The sequence below is a fragment of the Pseudoalteromonas sp. MT33b genome (assembly GCF_014117385.1).
GTDB classification, from domain to species: domain Bacteria; phylum Pseudomonadota; class Gammaproteobacteria; order Enterobacterales; family Alteromonadaceae; genus Pseudoalteromonas; species Pseudoalteromonas lipolytica.
The window spans coordinates 2626240-2643149 of sequence record NZ_CP059831.1 but is presented as its reverse complement, the minus strand read 5'-3'; the positions used below and the strand labels follow the sequence as shown (position 1 = coordinate 2643149).

The following is a 16910-nucleotide window of genomic DNA, read 5'->3' as shown; positions in this document are numbered from 1 at the left end:
CAGTGCTGGTAAATTGTTAAAAAAATGCACCATGAGGGTGCATTTTTTTTGTTTGAACGTCGTGGTTATCTCTTAACTTATTGAAATTAATTAATAAAAAATAGTGGCACAAAGGTTGGATTACATAAACCAACAGGATAACAATAAGCGTCCGAAGGGGGCCACTATGAAAATGATTAGTGCAATAATAAAGCCATTCAAACTTGATGATGTACGTGAAGCGTTGGCTGATTTAGGCATTGAGGGGATGACAGTTGTCGACGTTAAAGGCTTTGGCCGTCAACGTGGTCATACTGAACTATATCGTGGAGCTGAATACCAAGTCGATTTTATTCCAAAGATCAAACTTGAAATTGCAACGCGTAGCGAAAATTGTCAACGCGTCGTTGATACCATCACAAAAATTGCTTCAACAGGCAAAATCGGTGACGGCAAAATTTTCGTTTACGACCTAGACCAAATTGTTCGTATCCGAACGGGCGAACTAGACGAAGAAGCAATTTAAGGGGGATTTATGGAAAACACGATAGTAGAGTTGAAGTTCTCGCTCGACACATTTTACTTTTTAATGTCGGGTGTATTAGTCATGTGGATGGCAGCTGGTTTTGCCATGTTAGAAGCAGGTTTAGTTCGTGCAAAAAATACAACAGAAATACTAACTAAAAACGTTGCACTGTTCTCTATTGCTTGCACTATGTTCTTACTGGTGGGTTACAACATTATGTATGTTGATAACGCAGAAGGGGGTTTTGTTCCTTCGTTTGGTGCTTTAATTGGCACGCAAGCGTCAGATGCTAATCACTCTTTAGAGTCTGATTTTTTCTTTCAAGTGGTATTTGTTGCAACGGCGATGTCTATTGTATCGGGTGCCGTAGCTGAGCGTATGAAGCTATGGGCATTCTTAATCTTCGCGGTTATTTTAACTGGTTTTATCTACCCAATTGAAGGTTATTGGACATGGGGTGCCGGGTTCTTATCAGAAATGGGCTTTGTTGATTTCGCAGGTTCGGCCATTGTACATGGTGCAGGCGCTGCAGCAGCATTAGCAGGGGTTCTTTTCTTAGGCGCTCGTAAAGGTAAATACGGTAAAAACGGTGAAATTTACCCAATTCCAGGTTCAAACCTACCACTGGCAACACTGGGTACATTAATTCTGTGGATGGGGTGGTTTGGTTTTAACGGTGGTTCACAACTGCTGATCTCTGATGCTGAAAACGCCACCGCTGTAGGTAAAATTTTCCTTAATACAAATGCTGCCGCTGCCTGTGGTGCAATTGCCGCATTGGTTGTCTGTAAAGTGTTATGGGGTAAAGCCGATTTAACAATGGTGCTAAATGGTGCATTAGCAGGTCTTGTAACGATTACAGCTGAGCCAGCGTCACCTTCTCCATTGCTAGCATGTTTACTTGGTTTATTAGGTGGCTCACTTGTGGTGTTTAGCATTGTTGCACTTGATAAAGCGAAAATTGATGACCCAGTTGGCGCTATCTCGGTTCATGGTGTGTGTGGTGCATTAGGTATCATGTTAGTGCCTTTATCAAACTCAGATGCAACCTTTGTTAATCAGTTAATTGGTTTAGTGTGTATCTTAGGTTTTGTGTTCATTACGTCATCAATCGTATGGGCAATTCTGAAAAATACCATGGGTATCCGTGTTACCGAAGAAGAAGAATTAAGCGGTATGGATCAACATGACTGTGGTATTGATGCTTACCCTGAGTTTGTATCAGTTCGCAGTAACTAATTTTAATGCGTGTGCCCAGCGCACACGCTAAATAATATCATTGTGTGTTCAAATCAAAGCTCTACTATTGGTAGAGCTTTTTTGCGTTAAAAATAAGTGTTTTCTTATAGGCGAGAGGTGGTTTTATTGACTATGCTAATAACACTTAACTAAAAAGGGAAAAACATGGATAACAAACTGTTACTAATCATTTTATCGTTATTTTTACCGCCTGTTGCGGTATTTCTGAAAGCGGGCGTAGGTAAAGATTTAATCATCAATATTATTTTGTGTTTTATCTTTTTCATCCCCGCTGTCATTCACTCACTTTGGTTGTGTACACGCTAACCGAGTTTAAGTGACTGTTAATTTTGCAGGTGTTAGTATTGCGCTGTTATGCAAAATATAACCCTGTAAAATTAACTGACCAATAGCGAACTCAATGGCTGATAAAAAAACTCCTGCAAAAAAGTCGTCAGGTAAAAAAACGACGGCAACGAAACGTTCAACTGCAAAGCGTTCAAACGCATCTCAACCGACAACTAAAGTACGCGTGCTTCGAAAAATGTGGTCAATTTTTTGGAAGCTTTCGTTGGCTGTGGTCATTACCATGGTGCTTTATCTTATTTATTTAGATGCCAAAATTACCCGTCAGTTTGAAGGCAACAAATGGCAACTTCCCGCCCAAGTCTATGCGCGCGCAATGAGCTTTTACCCAGGACAGTTCTTGTCTCAACAAGAGGTTGTTTGGGAGTTAAATCGTTTAAATTATTCGTCAGTAAATAAACTAAGTCGTACAGGTCAGTATGTAAAATCTGCTAACACCATTAAAGTATATCGCCGTGAATTTGAGTTTTACGATGGCCTTGAAGAGGCTCATGTTATTGAGCTGCGTTTTTCTGGGCAAAAGTTAGCAACCATTAAAGATAAATTCGGTCGTCGTTTAAACACCGCGCGCCTAGAGCCGGTGCAAATTGCGCGCATTGGTAACGACTCAAAACAAGACCGTGAATTTGTCCCGCTAGATAAGTTTCCTGCGATGTTAAAAGACACGCTGCTGGTGGTCGAAGATCGTAATTTTTATCAACATCACGGTGTGTCTGTTTGGTCAATAATGCGCGCTTTATACAGTAATATTAAAGCGGGTAGAACCGTGCAGGGTGGCAGTACGCTGACTCAGCAATTAGCAAAAAATATATATTTAACGCGTGAGCGTTCATTAGTGCGTAAATTTAATGAAGCATTAATAGCACTGATTTTAGATTACCGTTACAGCAAAGATGAAATCCTCGAAGCGTATTTAAACGAAGTGTACTTAGGTCAGTCCTATAACCAAGGTGTACACGGTATGGGGCTTGCCGCTGATTTTTATTTTTCAAAGCCTGTCGATGAACTTGAGTACGACCAAATAGCGCTACTTGTTGCCATGGTAAAAGGCCCATCGTATTACAACCCTCGTCGTTACAGTGAACGCGCCATGGAAAGACGAGATTTAGTATTGCGCTTAATGGTGGAGAACAAACTCATTGATACGCGTGAATATCGCGCCGCTTTAAAGCGTCCAATCGACATTGCACCTATGAAAGACAGCCTGCAAAAGTCGTATCCAGGTTATTTAGAACTGGTTAATCGTGAACTAAAACGATTACTGCCCGATCAACAGGTATTAGATGCGGGTGTGCGAGTTTTTACCTATTTTGACCTTCAAAAACAAACGGCGATGGAAGAGTCGATAGAAGCAAGTCTGCCTTACTTAGAAAAACGCCCTAAAACAGAAGAACTTGAAGCTGCCATGATCTCTGTAAATGTTGAGAAGGGGGGAGTATCGGCACTCGTAGCAGGCCGAGATGTGCGTTACTTTGGCTTTAACCGTGTACTTGATACAAAACGTAATATTGGCTCGTTAGTGAAACCCGCCGTTTATTTAACGGCCTTTGAAAGCGGAAAATTTAATGTAGCAACCTTAGTGGATGATTCACCACTACAAGTAACAAATGAACAAGGGAAAGTGTGGCAGCCTGAAAACTTCGATAAGCAATTCCGAGGCCCAATGCCACTCTATAAAGCGTTTAGTAACAGTGTAAATATCCCAGCGGTCAATACGGGGTTAGATGTAGGTGTTGATAAAGTGGCTGACACACTGAAGCGCTTAGGCGTTGATGAACGTATCGAACAATATCCGTCACTGTTATTAGGGGCGTTAGAGCTTTCAAGTTTTGAAGTGGCTCAGCTTTACACAACGCTTGCGGCAGATGGGCAATATCGTGAGCTTACGTCTATCTCAGCGTTAACAGACTCGGTTGGTAAAGTACTTTATAAACATGATGTTGAATCGCAGAAGCGTTTTGATGATGCCTCTGTATACATGACAAAATATGCCATGAAGCGGGTAACAAAAGATGGCACTGCTAAACGTTTGAATGCCCACTTTCCATCTATTCAACTGGCTGGTAAAACGGGTACAAGTAACGATTTACGTGATAGCTGGTTTGCAGGCTTCGATCAAAATACAGTGACGGTGGCATGGATTGGTCGCGATGATAACAAGAGCACGGGGTTAACGGGCAGTGTTGGCGCACTTGAAGCCTATATTCGTTATCTTAAACCGCTCAATCCTGAAGCGATAGCTGACACGCGTCCAGCATCAGTTCGCTGGGCATTCATTAATGAAGAAACCGGACTACAAGCACCGCCAGGCTGCGGCAAAGTAGTGCAGTTACCAATTCGCGCCAGTGAGTTTGAACCACGGCCGAACTGCCAGCGTTAAAAGTTTTTCATTGGTGGCTAAATGGAGGCAGAGCAACTGCCAAGAGTAACTAATTACTGGAACTTGGCTTAAAATAGCTCTTTTAATTAAGCAAATTGGTATACAGCATTTTAAAGAGTACTTGCAGAGTTTTAAGAGTTTCGTATGATTGCTGTTTTACCTAAATTAGTTTTTAAAGACGAGTAATTTGAAGTAGAGAAAAGTTTAATAGAGTTAAATAGTTAAACTTAGATACGCTTATCACCAGCCTCTTTGTAAAAGTACTAGCTTAAAACTATATAGAGTAGTTAATTCATACTCATAATAGAGAGGGAAAATCATATTTTTATTGAATACAGAGTCACTTAAAACATTAAAAATGAAATAAAAGCCTCATTGAGAGGCTTTTAGGTTATCTACTTATCTTGTTCAATTAACTGAGGTTAAAAGTCGTAAGAAGCAGATATTTGGACTCGACGAGGAGATTGATAACTTTGCGGTAGACCGAATGTTGCACTGTCATCACCAGCCGCTATTTCAGCGACTTCGTCGTAACGAGTTGCTGTAGCTGCATCAAATACATTGAAAATATCTAATGCGAAGCGCACTTTTTGGTCATTGAAATGCAAGTTGTACGTAAAGTTAAGATCTAATCGAGCTGTCCAGGGAGTTGTTCCCATGCTGCCGCGAGGGTAGCGTTTATCACCTACATAATAGGTATCGCCATAATCATATAAGTCTGGGTTTGGTGTATAGCCCGCACCTAATGCTGTCCAAGGGCGACCAGAAGAAACATTTAAGTTTGCGCCTACTAAGAAGTCTTCAGTAACTGCGAATGCACCGTAAACTTTAATATTGTGACGACGGTCTGCAGGTAAGTTACCGTTAGCACCATCCATAAGGTAAGGGTAATCCCAATCTTGTGTTAAACCAGCATCATCTTGACCATTATCAGATTTAACAAAACCTTCAGTGTTACCGTAGTTATGTGACCAAGTGTATAGTGCTTTTAAAGACCAAACACTGTCCCAGCTTTTCTCAATAGATAGGTCAACGGCAGCGTATCGACGTTTAGCTTCAGGATAACCTAGCTCTTCGGCGGTGAAACTGTATTCTTCAGTTACTCCATCACCATCTAGGTCAAAGTTAAATGTTGCACCATTTCCTGGGTTAAATAAGAACCAATTTTCACCAAGTTTTTCACCATCTTCATCAGTGAAGATATATGAGCCATCATCAATTTGATTGCCAAGTGTGCGGTATGTCCCTTTGATGCTCCAAGACCAGTCATCATTTATAGCCGCTTGATAACCTACAATAATTTCATCATTGTACATTGGCTCAAGATCTTTATCTGCTAAGGTATTTGATGGTTTTGCAGTACCATCACCCCCGTTTGAAATCGCAGGTTCACCTAACTGGTTACTTAGACCAATTGGAGTACCGTCAGCATTTAAACCTTCATATTCATACCAAGTTTGAATATAGGTTTCTGCGCCAGCTAAACGAATGTTCGTGTTTGCTGCAACAGGTAAATAATAACGTCCAGCAGTAATAAATAACTTACTGTCACCATCACCGTTGATATCCCAAGATGCACCTAATCTTGGTGCAATTTGGTTATCAATAGAAACAAACTCGTCACCATCAGCATTATAGTTTGTGAAGCTGTCATTACGAAGCCCTAAGGTAAGCGTTAAGTTTTCAGTAACGGCCCATTGATCTTCAAGGTAAATAGCCCAGTTTTCAACTTCAAATTCACCGCCATTACTATAATTACGTACGCGGGTTGTCTTCATATCCTCAGTAAGAACATAACCATTTGGGAGACGAGCACCTTCTTCGTATGTTCTGTAGTAGTAGTAAATACCGCCTGAGTTGATTGTCGTTGCATTCGATGAATTGGTTTCTGAGTCATAACCAAATCTTAGCGTATGCTCATCATTTAAGTACCAATCAAAGTCGACGCGCAATTGCTCGCGCTTATCTTCGTTAGCACCAACAGTGAAGTTTACATAACAAGTAGTATCAACACCTAAGTCTGCATCATAGCCAGTAGGGCAGTCATCAAAATCTGAATAATCAGTTTCTGAAAATTTAACTTCACCGTACATTGCAGACATGCTTAAGTCATCAGTCAAGTTACCTGTATAACGTACTGCAAAACTTTCACCACCGCGCTTGTGATAAGCTGTACCGCCGTCTAAAGTGTAGTTACCAGTGCCATTAGGATCTTCGATTGTGCTTTCTGAGTATGTGCGTTCATCACTAAATCCCCAGAGCATTAATTGATGATCCTCATTAATGTTCCAGTCAATACGCGCTAGATAATAAGGGTCATCATCTTTCTCTTTTGTTAGAGAGGTTTGAGAAGCGTTACCGTACTCTGTTTCATTATCACGGAATGTATAAATACCATAGAAGAAAAGTGTATCTTCAATCAACGCACCTGATGCATAAATATTTGTTTCAAATGAGTTTGCATAGTCATCTTGGTTGTTAACAAATAAGTCACCGATACAGTGGCCATCAGCATCCTCACAACGCTCATTTTGTAAGTAAACCGAATTTGGTGCTTGTTCTCTTAATGAATCAGGCGAATAAATTGATTCAACACCAAAGTGAAAGTCATTAGTACCTGATTTTGTAACTGCAGAGATTAAGCCACCCGTTGTTCGACCAAATTCAGAAGAATAGCCGCCAGTTTTTATCTGAAAACTATCGTAGGCTGAGAATGGGATGGTTGCACCGCCTAAGCCATTACGAAAGTTAGTCATGTTCAAGCCATTTACGTAATAAGCATTTTCGGCGACAGATGAGCCACCAAATGATGCTTGATCACCAAAGCGACTATCACCTTCAGTTGCTCCTGGCGCTAGTAAAGCAACCGATGTTAATGAGCGAGCAACTGGTAATAATTCAAGTTCTTCTGAGCTAATGTTTAATGATGATTCAGTAACAGAAACATCAACGGCACGAACTGCACCACCTACAACGGCGATACGTTCAATATTACCTTCGACTAATGGAATTTCGAGAAGGGCTGTTTTACCTACACCGATGATTACATCATTTATCTGTGCTTTTTCAAACCCAGCTTGTGACACCACTACATCATATTTACCAACAGGTACTTGGTTAAGGTTAAACTGGCCATTTGCATCTGCAGTAAGTGTTTTTTCATAACCTTTGCTTTTATCACTAATAGTAATTGTTGCGCCAGCTAAAGAAACACCTGATTGAGTTGTAATATTACCTTTTATTGCCCCATTAACATTATCAGCCATAGCAGGCATAGCTGCACTTAAGGTCATCGCAACGGCTGCAGCCGTGAACGAACGCTTAAATGTTTTTGAAAAGTTGTTTTTCATTGAGATTTCCCTGTGAAAATTTAATTGTAAATTGTTGTTATTTGTTAATAACTTTCACGCCTTGTATTTTTTTATTTGTGTTTTTCACTTTAAATAAAAGGGTGAAACAAATTGGTAACATGGCGGGAACATACAGATCAATCTTTTATATTATAAATACGATAAACCAACAAAAAAACGCCTTGGAACGATCTAATTTTTATTTATAATGTTTATTTACACATAAAATAAACATATGTAACTATATGTAATTGCTTTAATTTTTTCTTAATTATACTTTAAGTTATTTTAAAGTAAGGTTTTAGGTTCAAGTTTGCGAGTAGATTCTTTTATAAAGATAACAATCGGGAAGGAGAAGGTTTTTATGTATAAAATATGTTTTATTTGTAATTTATAATGTGTTTTTATCTGATTTTTTTGTATTGCTTATCTGATTATTAAGCGGATCATGATGTGACAAAAGAGATGAAGTTACTATTAGGATTAAGACCACCTTAAATAAGGTGGTCTGTTCAGATATTATAATTTAGCGAAAGCTCGCTCTGCTGCTGCAATGGTGTCTGCAATTTCTTTTTCAGAATGCTCTGCACATACAAAGCCTGCCTCAAATGCAGAAGGTGCTAGGTATATGCCTTCATCAAGCATTAAGTGGAAGAACTTTTTAAAGCGCTCTAAATCACACTCTGTTGCTTGTTGGTAGCTGGTTACTTTCTCTTTATCAGTAAAGAAGAAACCATACATGCCGCCAGCATAATTGGTTGTTAGGGGAATGCCTGCTTTTTTCGCTGCTGCTTCAAAGCCGTCACATAACGCTTTGCTCTTAGCTTCAAGTTCATCATGTAAACCATCAACACTTAATAGCTCAAGTGATTTTAAGCCGGCAGCCATGGCTATTGGGTTACCTGATAAAGTACCTGCTTGGTAAACCGGACCAACGGGCGCGATATAATCCATGATTTCTTTTTTACCGCCAAAAGCACCCACTGGCATACCGCCACCAATAACTTTACCAAGGCAAGTAAGGTCTGGTTTGATGTTGTAATATGCTTGTGCGCCCCCTAAAGCAACACGGAAACCTGTCATCACTTCATCAAAAATAAGCACTGACTTGTACTCATCACACACCTCACGTAGACCTTCTAAAAAGCCTGGTACTGGTGGGATACAGTTCATGTTGCCAGCAACTGGTTCAACGATGATACAGGCAATCTCGTCGGCGTATTTGGCAAAAATGGCTTTTACTTCGTCTAAGTTATTAAACGACACCGTTAATGTGTGTTTAGCAAAATCTTCTGGAATGCCCGGTGAGTTAGGCACGCCCATAGTCAATGCACCTGAACCTGCTTTAACAAGCAGTGAATCAGCGTGACCGTGGTAACAGCCTTCAAACTTTAATATTTTGTCACGGCCAGTGAAGCCACGAGCAAGGCGAATCGCACTCATTGTTGCTTCAGTGCCTGAGCTCACCATACGTACTTTTTCGATTGATGGAACAAGCTCTTTTACTTTTTCGGCCATTAAAATTTCGGCTTCAGTGGGGGCACCATAGCTTAAGCCATTTTCAACTGCGTCGAGTACTGCCTGTTTAATCGCTGGGTGATTATGCCCCATGATCATTGGGCCCCAAGAACCGACATAGTCAATGTAGCGGTTACCATCGGCGTCGAACGTAAACGGACCTTTGGCTTTGGTGATAAAAAGAGGGGTGCCGCCTACGCCATTAAATGCACGAACGGGTGAGTTAACACCGCCTGGGATTGATTCTTGCGCGCGATTAAAAAGATCTTGGCTAATTGTCATGAATAGTCCTATTTGGTTGTCACGTTAAATGAGAGGTTTGCAAGGGCTCAAGCGAGCCCTAAACGTAGATTATTAGCTGTTACGTTTACGGCTAAACCACGGTACGTTGACTTCATATTGCTCAACTTTGTCAGCAACATCTAAGGTCAGAGCAAACAAGGCCATGCGAATTAATACGCCGTTTTGAACTTGGCGGAAAATTGCAAGGTTATCGTTGCTGTTTAAATCGTTATCAAGCTCGTTTGCTTCTAAACGGCTGTCACGTGGAAGTGGGTGCATCAGTACTGAATTTGGCTTACAGTGTGTGTTGTAAATTGCTTGGCTGATACGGAAACCACCACGGTATTTGTTTGCTTCTTCTTGCGAAGGAAAGCGTTCTTCTTGGATGCGGGTTTGATAAACAATATCTGCCGCAAGGTTGCCTTCCATTTTGTCAACCAGTTGAATTTTATGACCCGCATTATCAACAGCATCTAAAACATAGTCTGGCATTTGTAAGCCGTCAGGCGCGACCATTGAAAATTTAATGTCTTTATAGTGGCACAGTAATTTAGATAACGAGTGAACAGTACGGCCATATTTTAAATCACCAACAAGGGCAATGTGCATACCGTCTATTGGTTGATTAAAACGCCCCAGTTCACGTTCGATAGTTAATAAATCGAGTAGTGCTTGAGTGGGGTGTTCATTAGGACCGTCACCGCCGTTAATGACAGGTACATCACAGCCTGTTGCAAACTCGGCTACCGAGCCTGCGTCTGGGTGACGCATTGCAACGGCATCAGCATAAGCTGAAATAACACGTGCTGTGTCGTACAGTGATTCACCTTTGGCTAACGCTGAGCTTTGCATGCCCGTAGTTTCACGCACTAAACCACCGAGTAGGTTAAAGGCGGTGCCAAAGCTGACACGTGTTCGCGTGCTTGGCTCGAAGAATAAATTAGCTAATATAGCGCCTTCTAACACATTGGTGCGCTTTTGCTTTTTAGCATAGGGCTCCATTTTCTTAGCAACTGCAAAAATACGTTCAATACAATCGCGATCAAGTTGATTGACCGACAGGATATTTTCACCTTGGAAACTTAACATGGGGCTTGTTCCTAATCACATTTATAAAGGCGCTGACACTCTGTATGGGAGGCCGCATAAATTTGCGCCGTACTATAGCAAATTTTTAGCGTACACAGCAGCAAATTATAAGCTAGGTTTAATAATTGCTAATGCGACAATCGCCAATAGAATCAGCACCGGAATTTCATTAAAAATGCGATAAAAACGATCGCTACGTGTGTTGCGATCATGCTTAAAATCAGCCAATAACTTAAAACAGTAGGCATGGTAGATATATAAGATAATAACGAGCACTAACTTATAGTGCAGCCACATGCTGTATTTGAACCATTCACGGCCATATTCAACAATTGTCAGTACCCCAAAAACCAGTGTTAATACCGCAAAAGGGGTAACGAATAACAGTAAGCGTCGCTCCATTACTTTTAACATTGAGTTACAGGCTTTTTCTTCGCTCATGGCGTGGTAAACAAATAATCGTGGTAAGTAGAAAATACCAGCGAACCAAGCAATCATAAAAAATACATGAAACGTTTTGTAAATTAATAGCGCACTCATTTATTGATCCATTTTAATTGTTATAACAGGCTATTGCGTATGGTCAGAATATGTCTAATTTGGTCCCAACGCAAAAGCCCCATAATTTGCTGATTATCAAGTAAGTTATATATATACACCGCACCGCTTCGTTTATCTTTAAGCAAGTCAAAGGCATCCGCGAGTGTGGCTTGGCTACTTAAACCTGCGAGACTGACATATTTAATATTACTGTTTTGATCTGACATCAAGCTCAAGTCATATTCTGCTAGGCGATAGCCATTTTCGTCATCGTGAACAATTAATGGTGTTTGACTGTCAATGGCATCGAGAGATGCTTTTATTTGTTCTTTATCATCGCTGTATAGCAGTTTGAAATGCTCATCCATTTCTTCCATCACACCCACTTTTTGCAACGCCTCGGTTGCTGGCGAAATTTGATATTCAAGTCCTTGGAAATCCAGTTGTTGCATAAAGATAGAGCGGTTACCAAAGAATTGCAGCGCGGTAACATACGCTGTTGAGATAACGAGCATGGCAGGCACAATAATCTCAGGACTTGAAGTTAGCTCCATCACGGTTGTAAGTGCGGCAAGCGGCGCATGTAAGGTGGCCGCAAGTAAGCCTGCCATTCCAAGCATGCTGTAAGTACCTGCAATATCAACCCCTGGGCTAATAAACTGCGCAAAAAATGCCATTAACGTGCCCATAAGTACGCCTAATCCAATCACGGGGCCAATAATACCGCCGGGTATCCCCAAGCCAATAGCAAATAAAGTTGCTAATAGCTTGGCAATTAAAATGGTCGTCAAAAACTGCACATCATCGGGTGATTCAATGGCAATGGTAATTGCACTCATACCAGAGCCCATCGCATGCGGCACCATGTAGGCAATTAAACCTGCAATTAACCCTGCAAGTAATAAACGTGGAAACATGCTTAATGGTTTAAAAGTGCGAATGATCAACATTAAGTTTTGATTAAACGCATACGCAACTGCTCCCAGCGCCATACCAAATAAGATTAAAAATGGGTAATGCCAGCCACTGAGTGGGTTCATGGTAATAAGCGCCAGTTCAGATGCATCACCAAACACAAATTGGGTGGCGAGTGCGCCTGTCACCGCGGCAAGCATAATTGGTACAAATATGTGTACTTTGTATTCCCTAAGTACGACTTCCATTACAAAGATTACTGCAGCAAGTGGGGTATTGAATGAGGCTGCGATACCTGCTGCAACACCGCAGCCAGTCAGGGTTCTCATGGCATTGTGGGGTAAATGCAATTTATCGGCAAGCAAACTTGCACCCGTTGCTCCCATGTGGACAGAAGGACCTTCACGACCCACCGAAAAACCACTAATTAACGCCAACGCTCCACCAACAAATTGGTTAACGGTGTTGTACAGTGGCATTTGGCCATAATGCTTTTTGATTCGGTGAATTACAAAGGGGATCCCTAAACGGTAGTGTTTAAAACCCGTTAATGCGGCAAATAAAGCAATTAATAAGGCGGCGCCGACAGGGAGTAATACACGTTCAAGTGTGGGAAGAGTCGTAAAGTCGTCAGGTTTTTCTAAAAATAAGCTTTGGAAAAACATGATCGTGAGGCGAAATAATATGATCAACACTGCCGCAATTAGTCCCGCACTTACACCAAGTAAGCACAATTGCACAGATGTTTTAGGCTTTGCTAATCGACGCCTTAGCCTTTCAAGCCACATGCATTCTTCCTCACAGCACTTTTGAGCCTGAAGTTTAGCAAATCAAACTCGCTAAGTCGTTGGGATTTTATAAATTTATCTAGTTTTTGGGTAAATTTGGCTGTTCTATGTTGTCTTTGTCTAGTTGCCTTTTTAATTCGGGTAGCCGTGCTTTAATTGCTTTTGAGAGTTCAGGTATCAGCGCTGCGTGTTTTTTATTTATCACGGTATTGACTGCTAACTGACGTAATACGATTACGTGAAATTCTTTTTTTAAAGAGGCAAGTTCATTTTCAAGTGCGGGATACAGAATATAATTTATTCGTTTTTTTCTTAATAAATCAAGGCTGTGATTGAGCGCTTCGTTGTGCGTAATACGCGCTTGAATATCAAACTCACTTAAAAGCTCAGTATTGCCAGTGGTGCTGATAATATTCTTGCTAGGATCGTACAATATTTCTCGACTGCAAGGTAACGCTTGTCGGCATAATAATACAATGTTTATCACGCTGAGACTTGGCTCTACTACAACGACATTTTCAAACTCTTTAATAATACTTTTAGCTCTGACAACGTCTGCATCAATGATCCCCGCGTTTAGCAACAAAAGCCCTCTTCGTGCTGGGGTTGCTTGTATTTGGGTTTTAATGCCAATGTCATCATATATTTGACTAATGAACTCATTAAACGGTGAGATACTCGGTATGTCTATATAGGTTAATAGCAGCTTTTTTGGTTTTGTGTAGACCATCGTTTCGAGGTTATTGATGTTAAATAACGATTGTAAACGCGTGGCTTTTTCGCGGTTTTCAGGCGCATTACGAATGCCTATCACTAAAGGGGAATCGACAAACTGGCTAACAATATGGGGTTTAGACACATTTTGCTGCGTGGCAAAGTAGTTGAATACTTCAGGGGCTGCAATGGCAAAGTTTATTTGGTTTGTCTGAAGTAAGTGAAAAAGCTCTTCATCATTTGCGGCGCGAATAATACTGCTTTCGTAAGCTTGGATGACTTTTTCAACTTCATCAGGGTAAATATAAGCACCAACGATACCCACTTTACTTTTACTAAATAGTTGCTCAATGCTTTCAAAGTGTTGCACGCTACTTTGGCTGGTCATCACAGCAAGTTGTGAAGTTAAAATGGGGGATGAAGCAATAAACCCTGCTTGTATCTCAGAAAGCCACGCGGGATAGTAACCTAGATACCCCGGTTGCTCTGCTTTTTTTAGTGCATCTTGCCACGGTAAATATTCCACGCTTAGCGCTATCCCTTCTGCGGCAAGTGAGTCTCTTAATAAGGCGATTGCATCTCCGCCATTGGCCATTTTACTGCTCGCATAAGGTGGCCATTCTAACGAGATTATTTTCCATGCTTGTTGCTCATTAGCGCTCGTGAAAGCAGCATGAAATATGCAAAGCAGAAATAGAGTGACGGATAAATAGGGTGCGCGCATGGAAAATATTTTTTATTAATCGTTTAATAAGTATACGCAAAAAAACATGTTGCAGACATTTTATCTTTTTAATTATTCATTTGTACTGGGGTATGCTTTCATGGCTACTGCGTTTTTGTTTATACATGCGCTCATCGGCTTTATGAAGTAGTTCATCAAGTGATTTAGCATCATCAGGATAGATGGCATAGCCAACGCTCGTGGCAATATTTAAATAGCCAACTTCAGAGGCGATAGGAGCCGAAATAGCATTGATAAACCGCGTAAGTGCCCGTTTCACTTGGCTAAGGTTTTCGATATCGGTTATGACAACAACAAACTCATCGCCACCAATACGCGCGACACAATCTGTTTTACGAGCCGTATCTTGTAATCGTTTGGCTACTTCAACAAGAACAAAGTCACCCATTAAATGGCCGTGGGTATCATTAATAGGTTTAAACTTATCTAAGTCAAAGTATAAACATCCCACCTTTGCCCCGGTGCGTTCACTGCGATCAAATTCGTGTTTTATGAACTTACTGAGAGCATTTCGATTAGCAAGGCCTGTTAAATGATCTGTTTGTGCTAACTGCCTTATTTTCTTCTCTGCCATTACCCGTTTAGTAATGTCAAAGTTAACCCCAATCATACGGTTGCCATAAATACGTCCATCGGCATTTAGGTAACGAGTTTGCCCAGAGGGTAATACTATTTGAAATTCAGCATGAAACTCTTCGTTGTTTAATAGAGCAAGCTTGAGTTTATTGGTAACTCGCTCATATTCATCAGGGTGCAGAGTATTAGCCCATGTTGCGTAATCGCCTTTAAACTGTGACTTGGGTATTTCGAACAGGGTATGCATCCAGTCATCCCAAATTAATTCGTTGGTTTCAAAGTTCCACTCCCAAATACCAATGTGCGCTGCATCGGCAGCCATCGACATGCGTTGATGCAAGTTTTCAAGTTCTGTTTTGGCTTGTTTTAGCTCTGTCACGTCTTCTGATACATCGAGTAAATATCGTGCTTTTCCATTACTGTCTTTAATAGCCAGTTTACGAGTACGTAAGTAATGTGTTTTACCGTCAACCGTTACTGGCTTTTCATCTAATGTGATTATTCCGTCTTTATTAAGCACGTCTCGGTCTGTTTGGGCAAAGTTTGCAGCTTCGTCATTACTAAAAATATCAAAATCATTCAGACCTATTAATTGCTCTTTACGTCTGCCAAGCAGTTCTTCGCCAGCTTTATTTACATGGCTAAAACTTAAATGCTCAGCTTCTTTTACAAACAGCATGATGGGCAAGTTATCAAAAATGGTTTGTGTGAATGCTTCCTGATTTTGGATGTCACTTAAATCTTTAATCGTGGCGACATAGGGGCCTTTTTCTTGTTTGCCTATCGAGCTGATTGTGAGTGTGATGGGAAACAACTGTTTATTTGCTCTTTGTCCTTTTAACAGTCGACTTTTACTTTTTTTTGCGTTTGGTATGTTAAGTTGAGAGCCGTTAAATATATCGCTGAGTTCAGCTGATTTTTCAGGGATAAGAAGGTGAATATGTTTACCAATTAAATCATCGGACCGGTAGCCAAATACAGGTAACACGGCTGGATTCGCAAATTCTATAATTCCCGTGCTATTAAAGCTTATAACGACATCTTGAACAGTGTTAAGCACGGCTTTGAGTTTGGCGGATAATAAACTTCGGGCTCTTAATTCAACAATCCCCAGCACAAGAAGGCTCAGCGCCAATAAAACAGTCATCACAAGTTGTGCAAGGGTGGAGTTGTCGTGTGTGTTTATATATACGGTGTGCTCTGTTTCAAATACAGACATCGAAATCATACCAATATAATGCATGCCCGATATAGCACTGCCCATTATAATTGCGCCAAGCAGATTAATGCGGGTGTGATGAATGCCTCGAGATTGTCTCAAATCGTTAATTTTTAACGCAATACCCGAAAGAACAATGGCAACCAAAATAGACAAAGAGAATAACCAAGGCTCATAAGCCATATGAGCTGGCATCATCATGGCCATCATGCCAACAAAATGCATACAGCCGATCCCAGCCCCCATTAAAATACTTCTGAATATGAGTCTTCGACCGTGGCTAAGTGCCGGTGACAATACAATGTAGCTTGCAAATACACTGGGTAGTACCGAGAGTAAAGTAATGGTGGTGTTGTATTCAATGGCAATGGGGAGGGTATAAGCCAGCATACCAACAAAGTGCATGCCCCAAATGCCAATCCCTAAAAAGCAGGAAGCCAGTATTGTCCATATTAAGCTTTCGTTTTTTAAGTGTGAGCTTTTAATGCGACTAGATAGTAAAAAAGACACATACGATGCGAACACCGCAGTAAGTATCGAGGCAAAAACCAATAAACCATCATAGCTTGCGGGGATAACCGGTGCGCTATCTATATTGGCATTAATAAAATGGAGCCTTAAATGATCTATCACTATGATGATCCCTCATCGTTAAATTTTGCTTAATTCAAAAGTAGTACAAAT

The 16910-nt window shown here is 40.8% G+C and carries 11 protein-coding genes; 4 read left to right on the top strand and 7 right to left on the bottom strand.

Going from position 1 to position 16910, the window contains the following annotated elements; translation table 11 throughout:
* The first annotated feature begins 166 nt into the window (after positions 1-166).
* From H3302_RS11965 to mrcB, 4 genes are all read left to right on the top strand, one after another.
* Complete coding sequence (locus H3302_RS11965; protein ID WP_036966429.1) at positions 167-505, top strand: P-II family nitrogen regulator; 339 nt, start codon at positions 167-169, stop codon at positions 503-505.
* 9 nt (positions 506-514) lie between these two features.
* On the top strand, positions 515-1744 hold the full coding sequence (locus tag H3302_RS11960) for an ammonium transporter (RefSeq protein WP_036966432.1): 1230 nt from the start codon (positions 515-517) through the stop codon (positions 1742-1744).
* A gap of 165 nt (positions 1745-1909) precedes the next feature.
* Positions 1910-2071 carry a YqaE/Pmp3 family membrane protein gene (locus H3302_RS11955; protein ID WP_074989046.1) on the top strand — a complete coding sequence of 54 codons (162 nt, stop codon included), beginning with the start codon at positions 1910-1912 and terminating at the stop codon, positions 2069-2071.
* A 94-nt stretch (positions 2072-2165) separates the two neighbouring features.
* Positions 2166-4490 (top strand): penicillin-binding protein 1B, encoded by a 2325-nt coding sequence (gene mrcB, locus H3302_RS11950; RefSeq protein WP_075594426.1) that lies wholly within the window; start codon positions 2166-2168, stop codon positions 4488-4490.
* A 422-nt stretch (positions 4491-4912) separates the two neighbouring features.
* Here mrcB and H3302_RS11945 read toward each other — a convergent pair whose 3' ends face one another.
* The 7 genes from H3302_RS11945 to H3302_RS11915 form a co-directional block, all read right to left on the bottom strand.
* Positions 4913-7840, bottom strand: a complete 2928-nt coding sequence (locus H3302_RS11945; RefSeq protein WP_075594427.1) for a TonB-dependent receptor — start codon at positions 7838-7840, stop codon at positions 4913-4915.
* 519 nt (positions 7841-8359) lie between these two features.
* Positions 8360-9640 (bottom strand): glutamate-1-semialdehyde 2,1-aminomutase, encoded by a 1281-nt coding sequence (gene hemL / locus H3302_RS11940; protein ID WP_182395347.1) that lies wholly within the window; start codon positions 9638-9640, stop codon positions 8360-8362.
* Between the two features lie 72 nt (positions 9641-9712).
* Entirely contained in the window at positions 9713-10729 is a 1017-nt protein-coding gene (locus H3302_RS11935) for an aspartate carbamoyltransferase (RefSeq protein WP_036966441.1), read from the bottom strand.
* A 105-nt stretch (positions 10730-10834) separates the two neighbouring features.
* Positions 10835-11269 (bottom strand): CopD family protein, encoded by a 435-nt coding sequence (locus tag H3302_RS11930; RefSeq protein WP_036966443.1) that lies wholly within the window; start codon positions 11267-11269, stop codon positions 10835-10837.
* A 20-nt stretch (positions 11270-11289) separates the two neighbouring features.
* The gene (locus H3302_RS11925; protein WP_036966445.1) at positions 11290-12972 is read right to left on the bottom strand and encodes a chloride channel protein; all 1683 of its coding nucleotides are present in this window, start codon (positions 12970-12972) and stop codon (positions 11290-11292) included.
* Positions 12973-13051: 79 nt separating this feature from the next.
* Positions 13052-14281: a transporter substrate-binding domain-containing protein gene (locus H3302_RS11920; RefSeq protein ID WP_162898052.1), complete on the bottom strand. Its 1230-nt coding sequence runs from the start codon at positions 14279-14281 to the stop codon at positions 13052-13054.
* 205 nt (positions 14282-14486) lie between these two features.
* A complete protein-coding gene (locus H3302_RS11915) occupies positions 14487-16859 on the bottom strand; it encodes a diguanylate cyclase domain-containing protein (protein ID WP_051501723.1) in 2373 nt (790 codons plus the stop codon).
* Positions 16860-16910 lie beyond the last annotated feature (51 nt).

Bases quoted from the DNA above. Each gene is read 5' to 3' on its own strand.
- mrcB (WP_075594426.1), top strand. From the start codon at position 2,166: ATGGCTGATAAAAAAACTCCTGCAAAAAAGTCGTCAGGTAAAAAAACG.
- H3302_RS11920 (WP_162898052.1), bottom strand. From the start codon at position 14,281: ATGGCCAATGGCGGAGATGCAATCGCCTTATTAAGAGACTCACTTGCC.
- H3302_RS11935 (WP_036966441.1), bottom strand. From the start codon at position 10,729: ATGTTAAGTTTCCAAGGTGAAAATATCCTGTCGGTCAATCAACTTGAT.
- H3302_RS11955 (WP_074989046.1), top strand. From the start codon at position 1,910: ATGGATAACAAACTGTTACTAATCATTTTATCGTTATTTTTACCGCCT.
- hemL (WP_182395347.1), bottom strand. From the start codon at position 9,640: ATGACAATTAGCCAAGATCTTTTTAATCGCGCGCAAGAATCAATCCCA.
- H3302_RS11965 (WP_036966429.1), top strand. From the start codon at position 167: ATGAAAATGATTAGTGCAATAATAAAGCCATTCAAACTTGATGATGTA.
- H3302_RS11930 (WP_036966443.1), bottom strand. From the start codon at position 11,269: ATGAGTGCGCTATTAATTTACAAAACGTTTCATGTATTTTTTATGATT.
- H3302_RS11945 (WP_075594427.1), bottom strand. From the start codon at position 7,840: ATGAAAAACAACTTTTCAAAAACATTTAAGCGTTCGTTCACGGCTGCA.
- H3302_RS11925 (WP_036966445.1), bottom strand. From the start codon at position 12,972: ATGTGGCTTGAAAGGCTAAGGCGTCGATTAGCAAAGCCTAAAACATCT.
- H3302_RS11960 (WP_036966432.1), top strand. From the start codon at position 515: ATGGAAAACACGATAGTAGAGTTGAAGTTCTCGCTCGACACATTTTAC.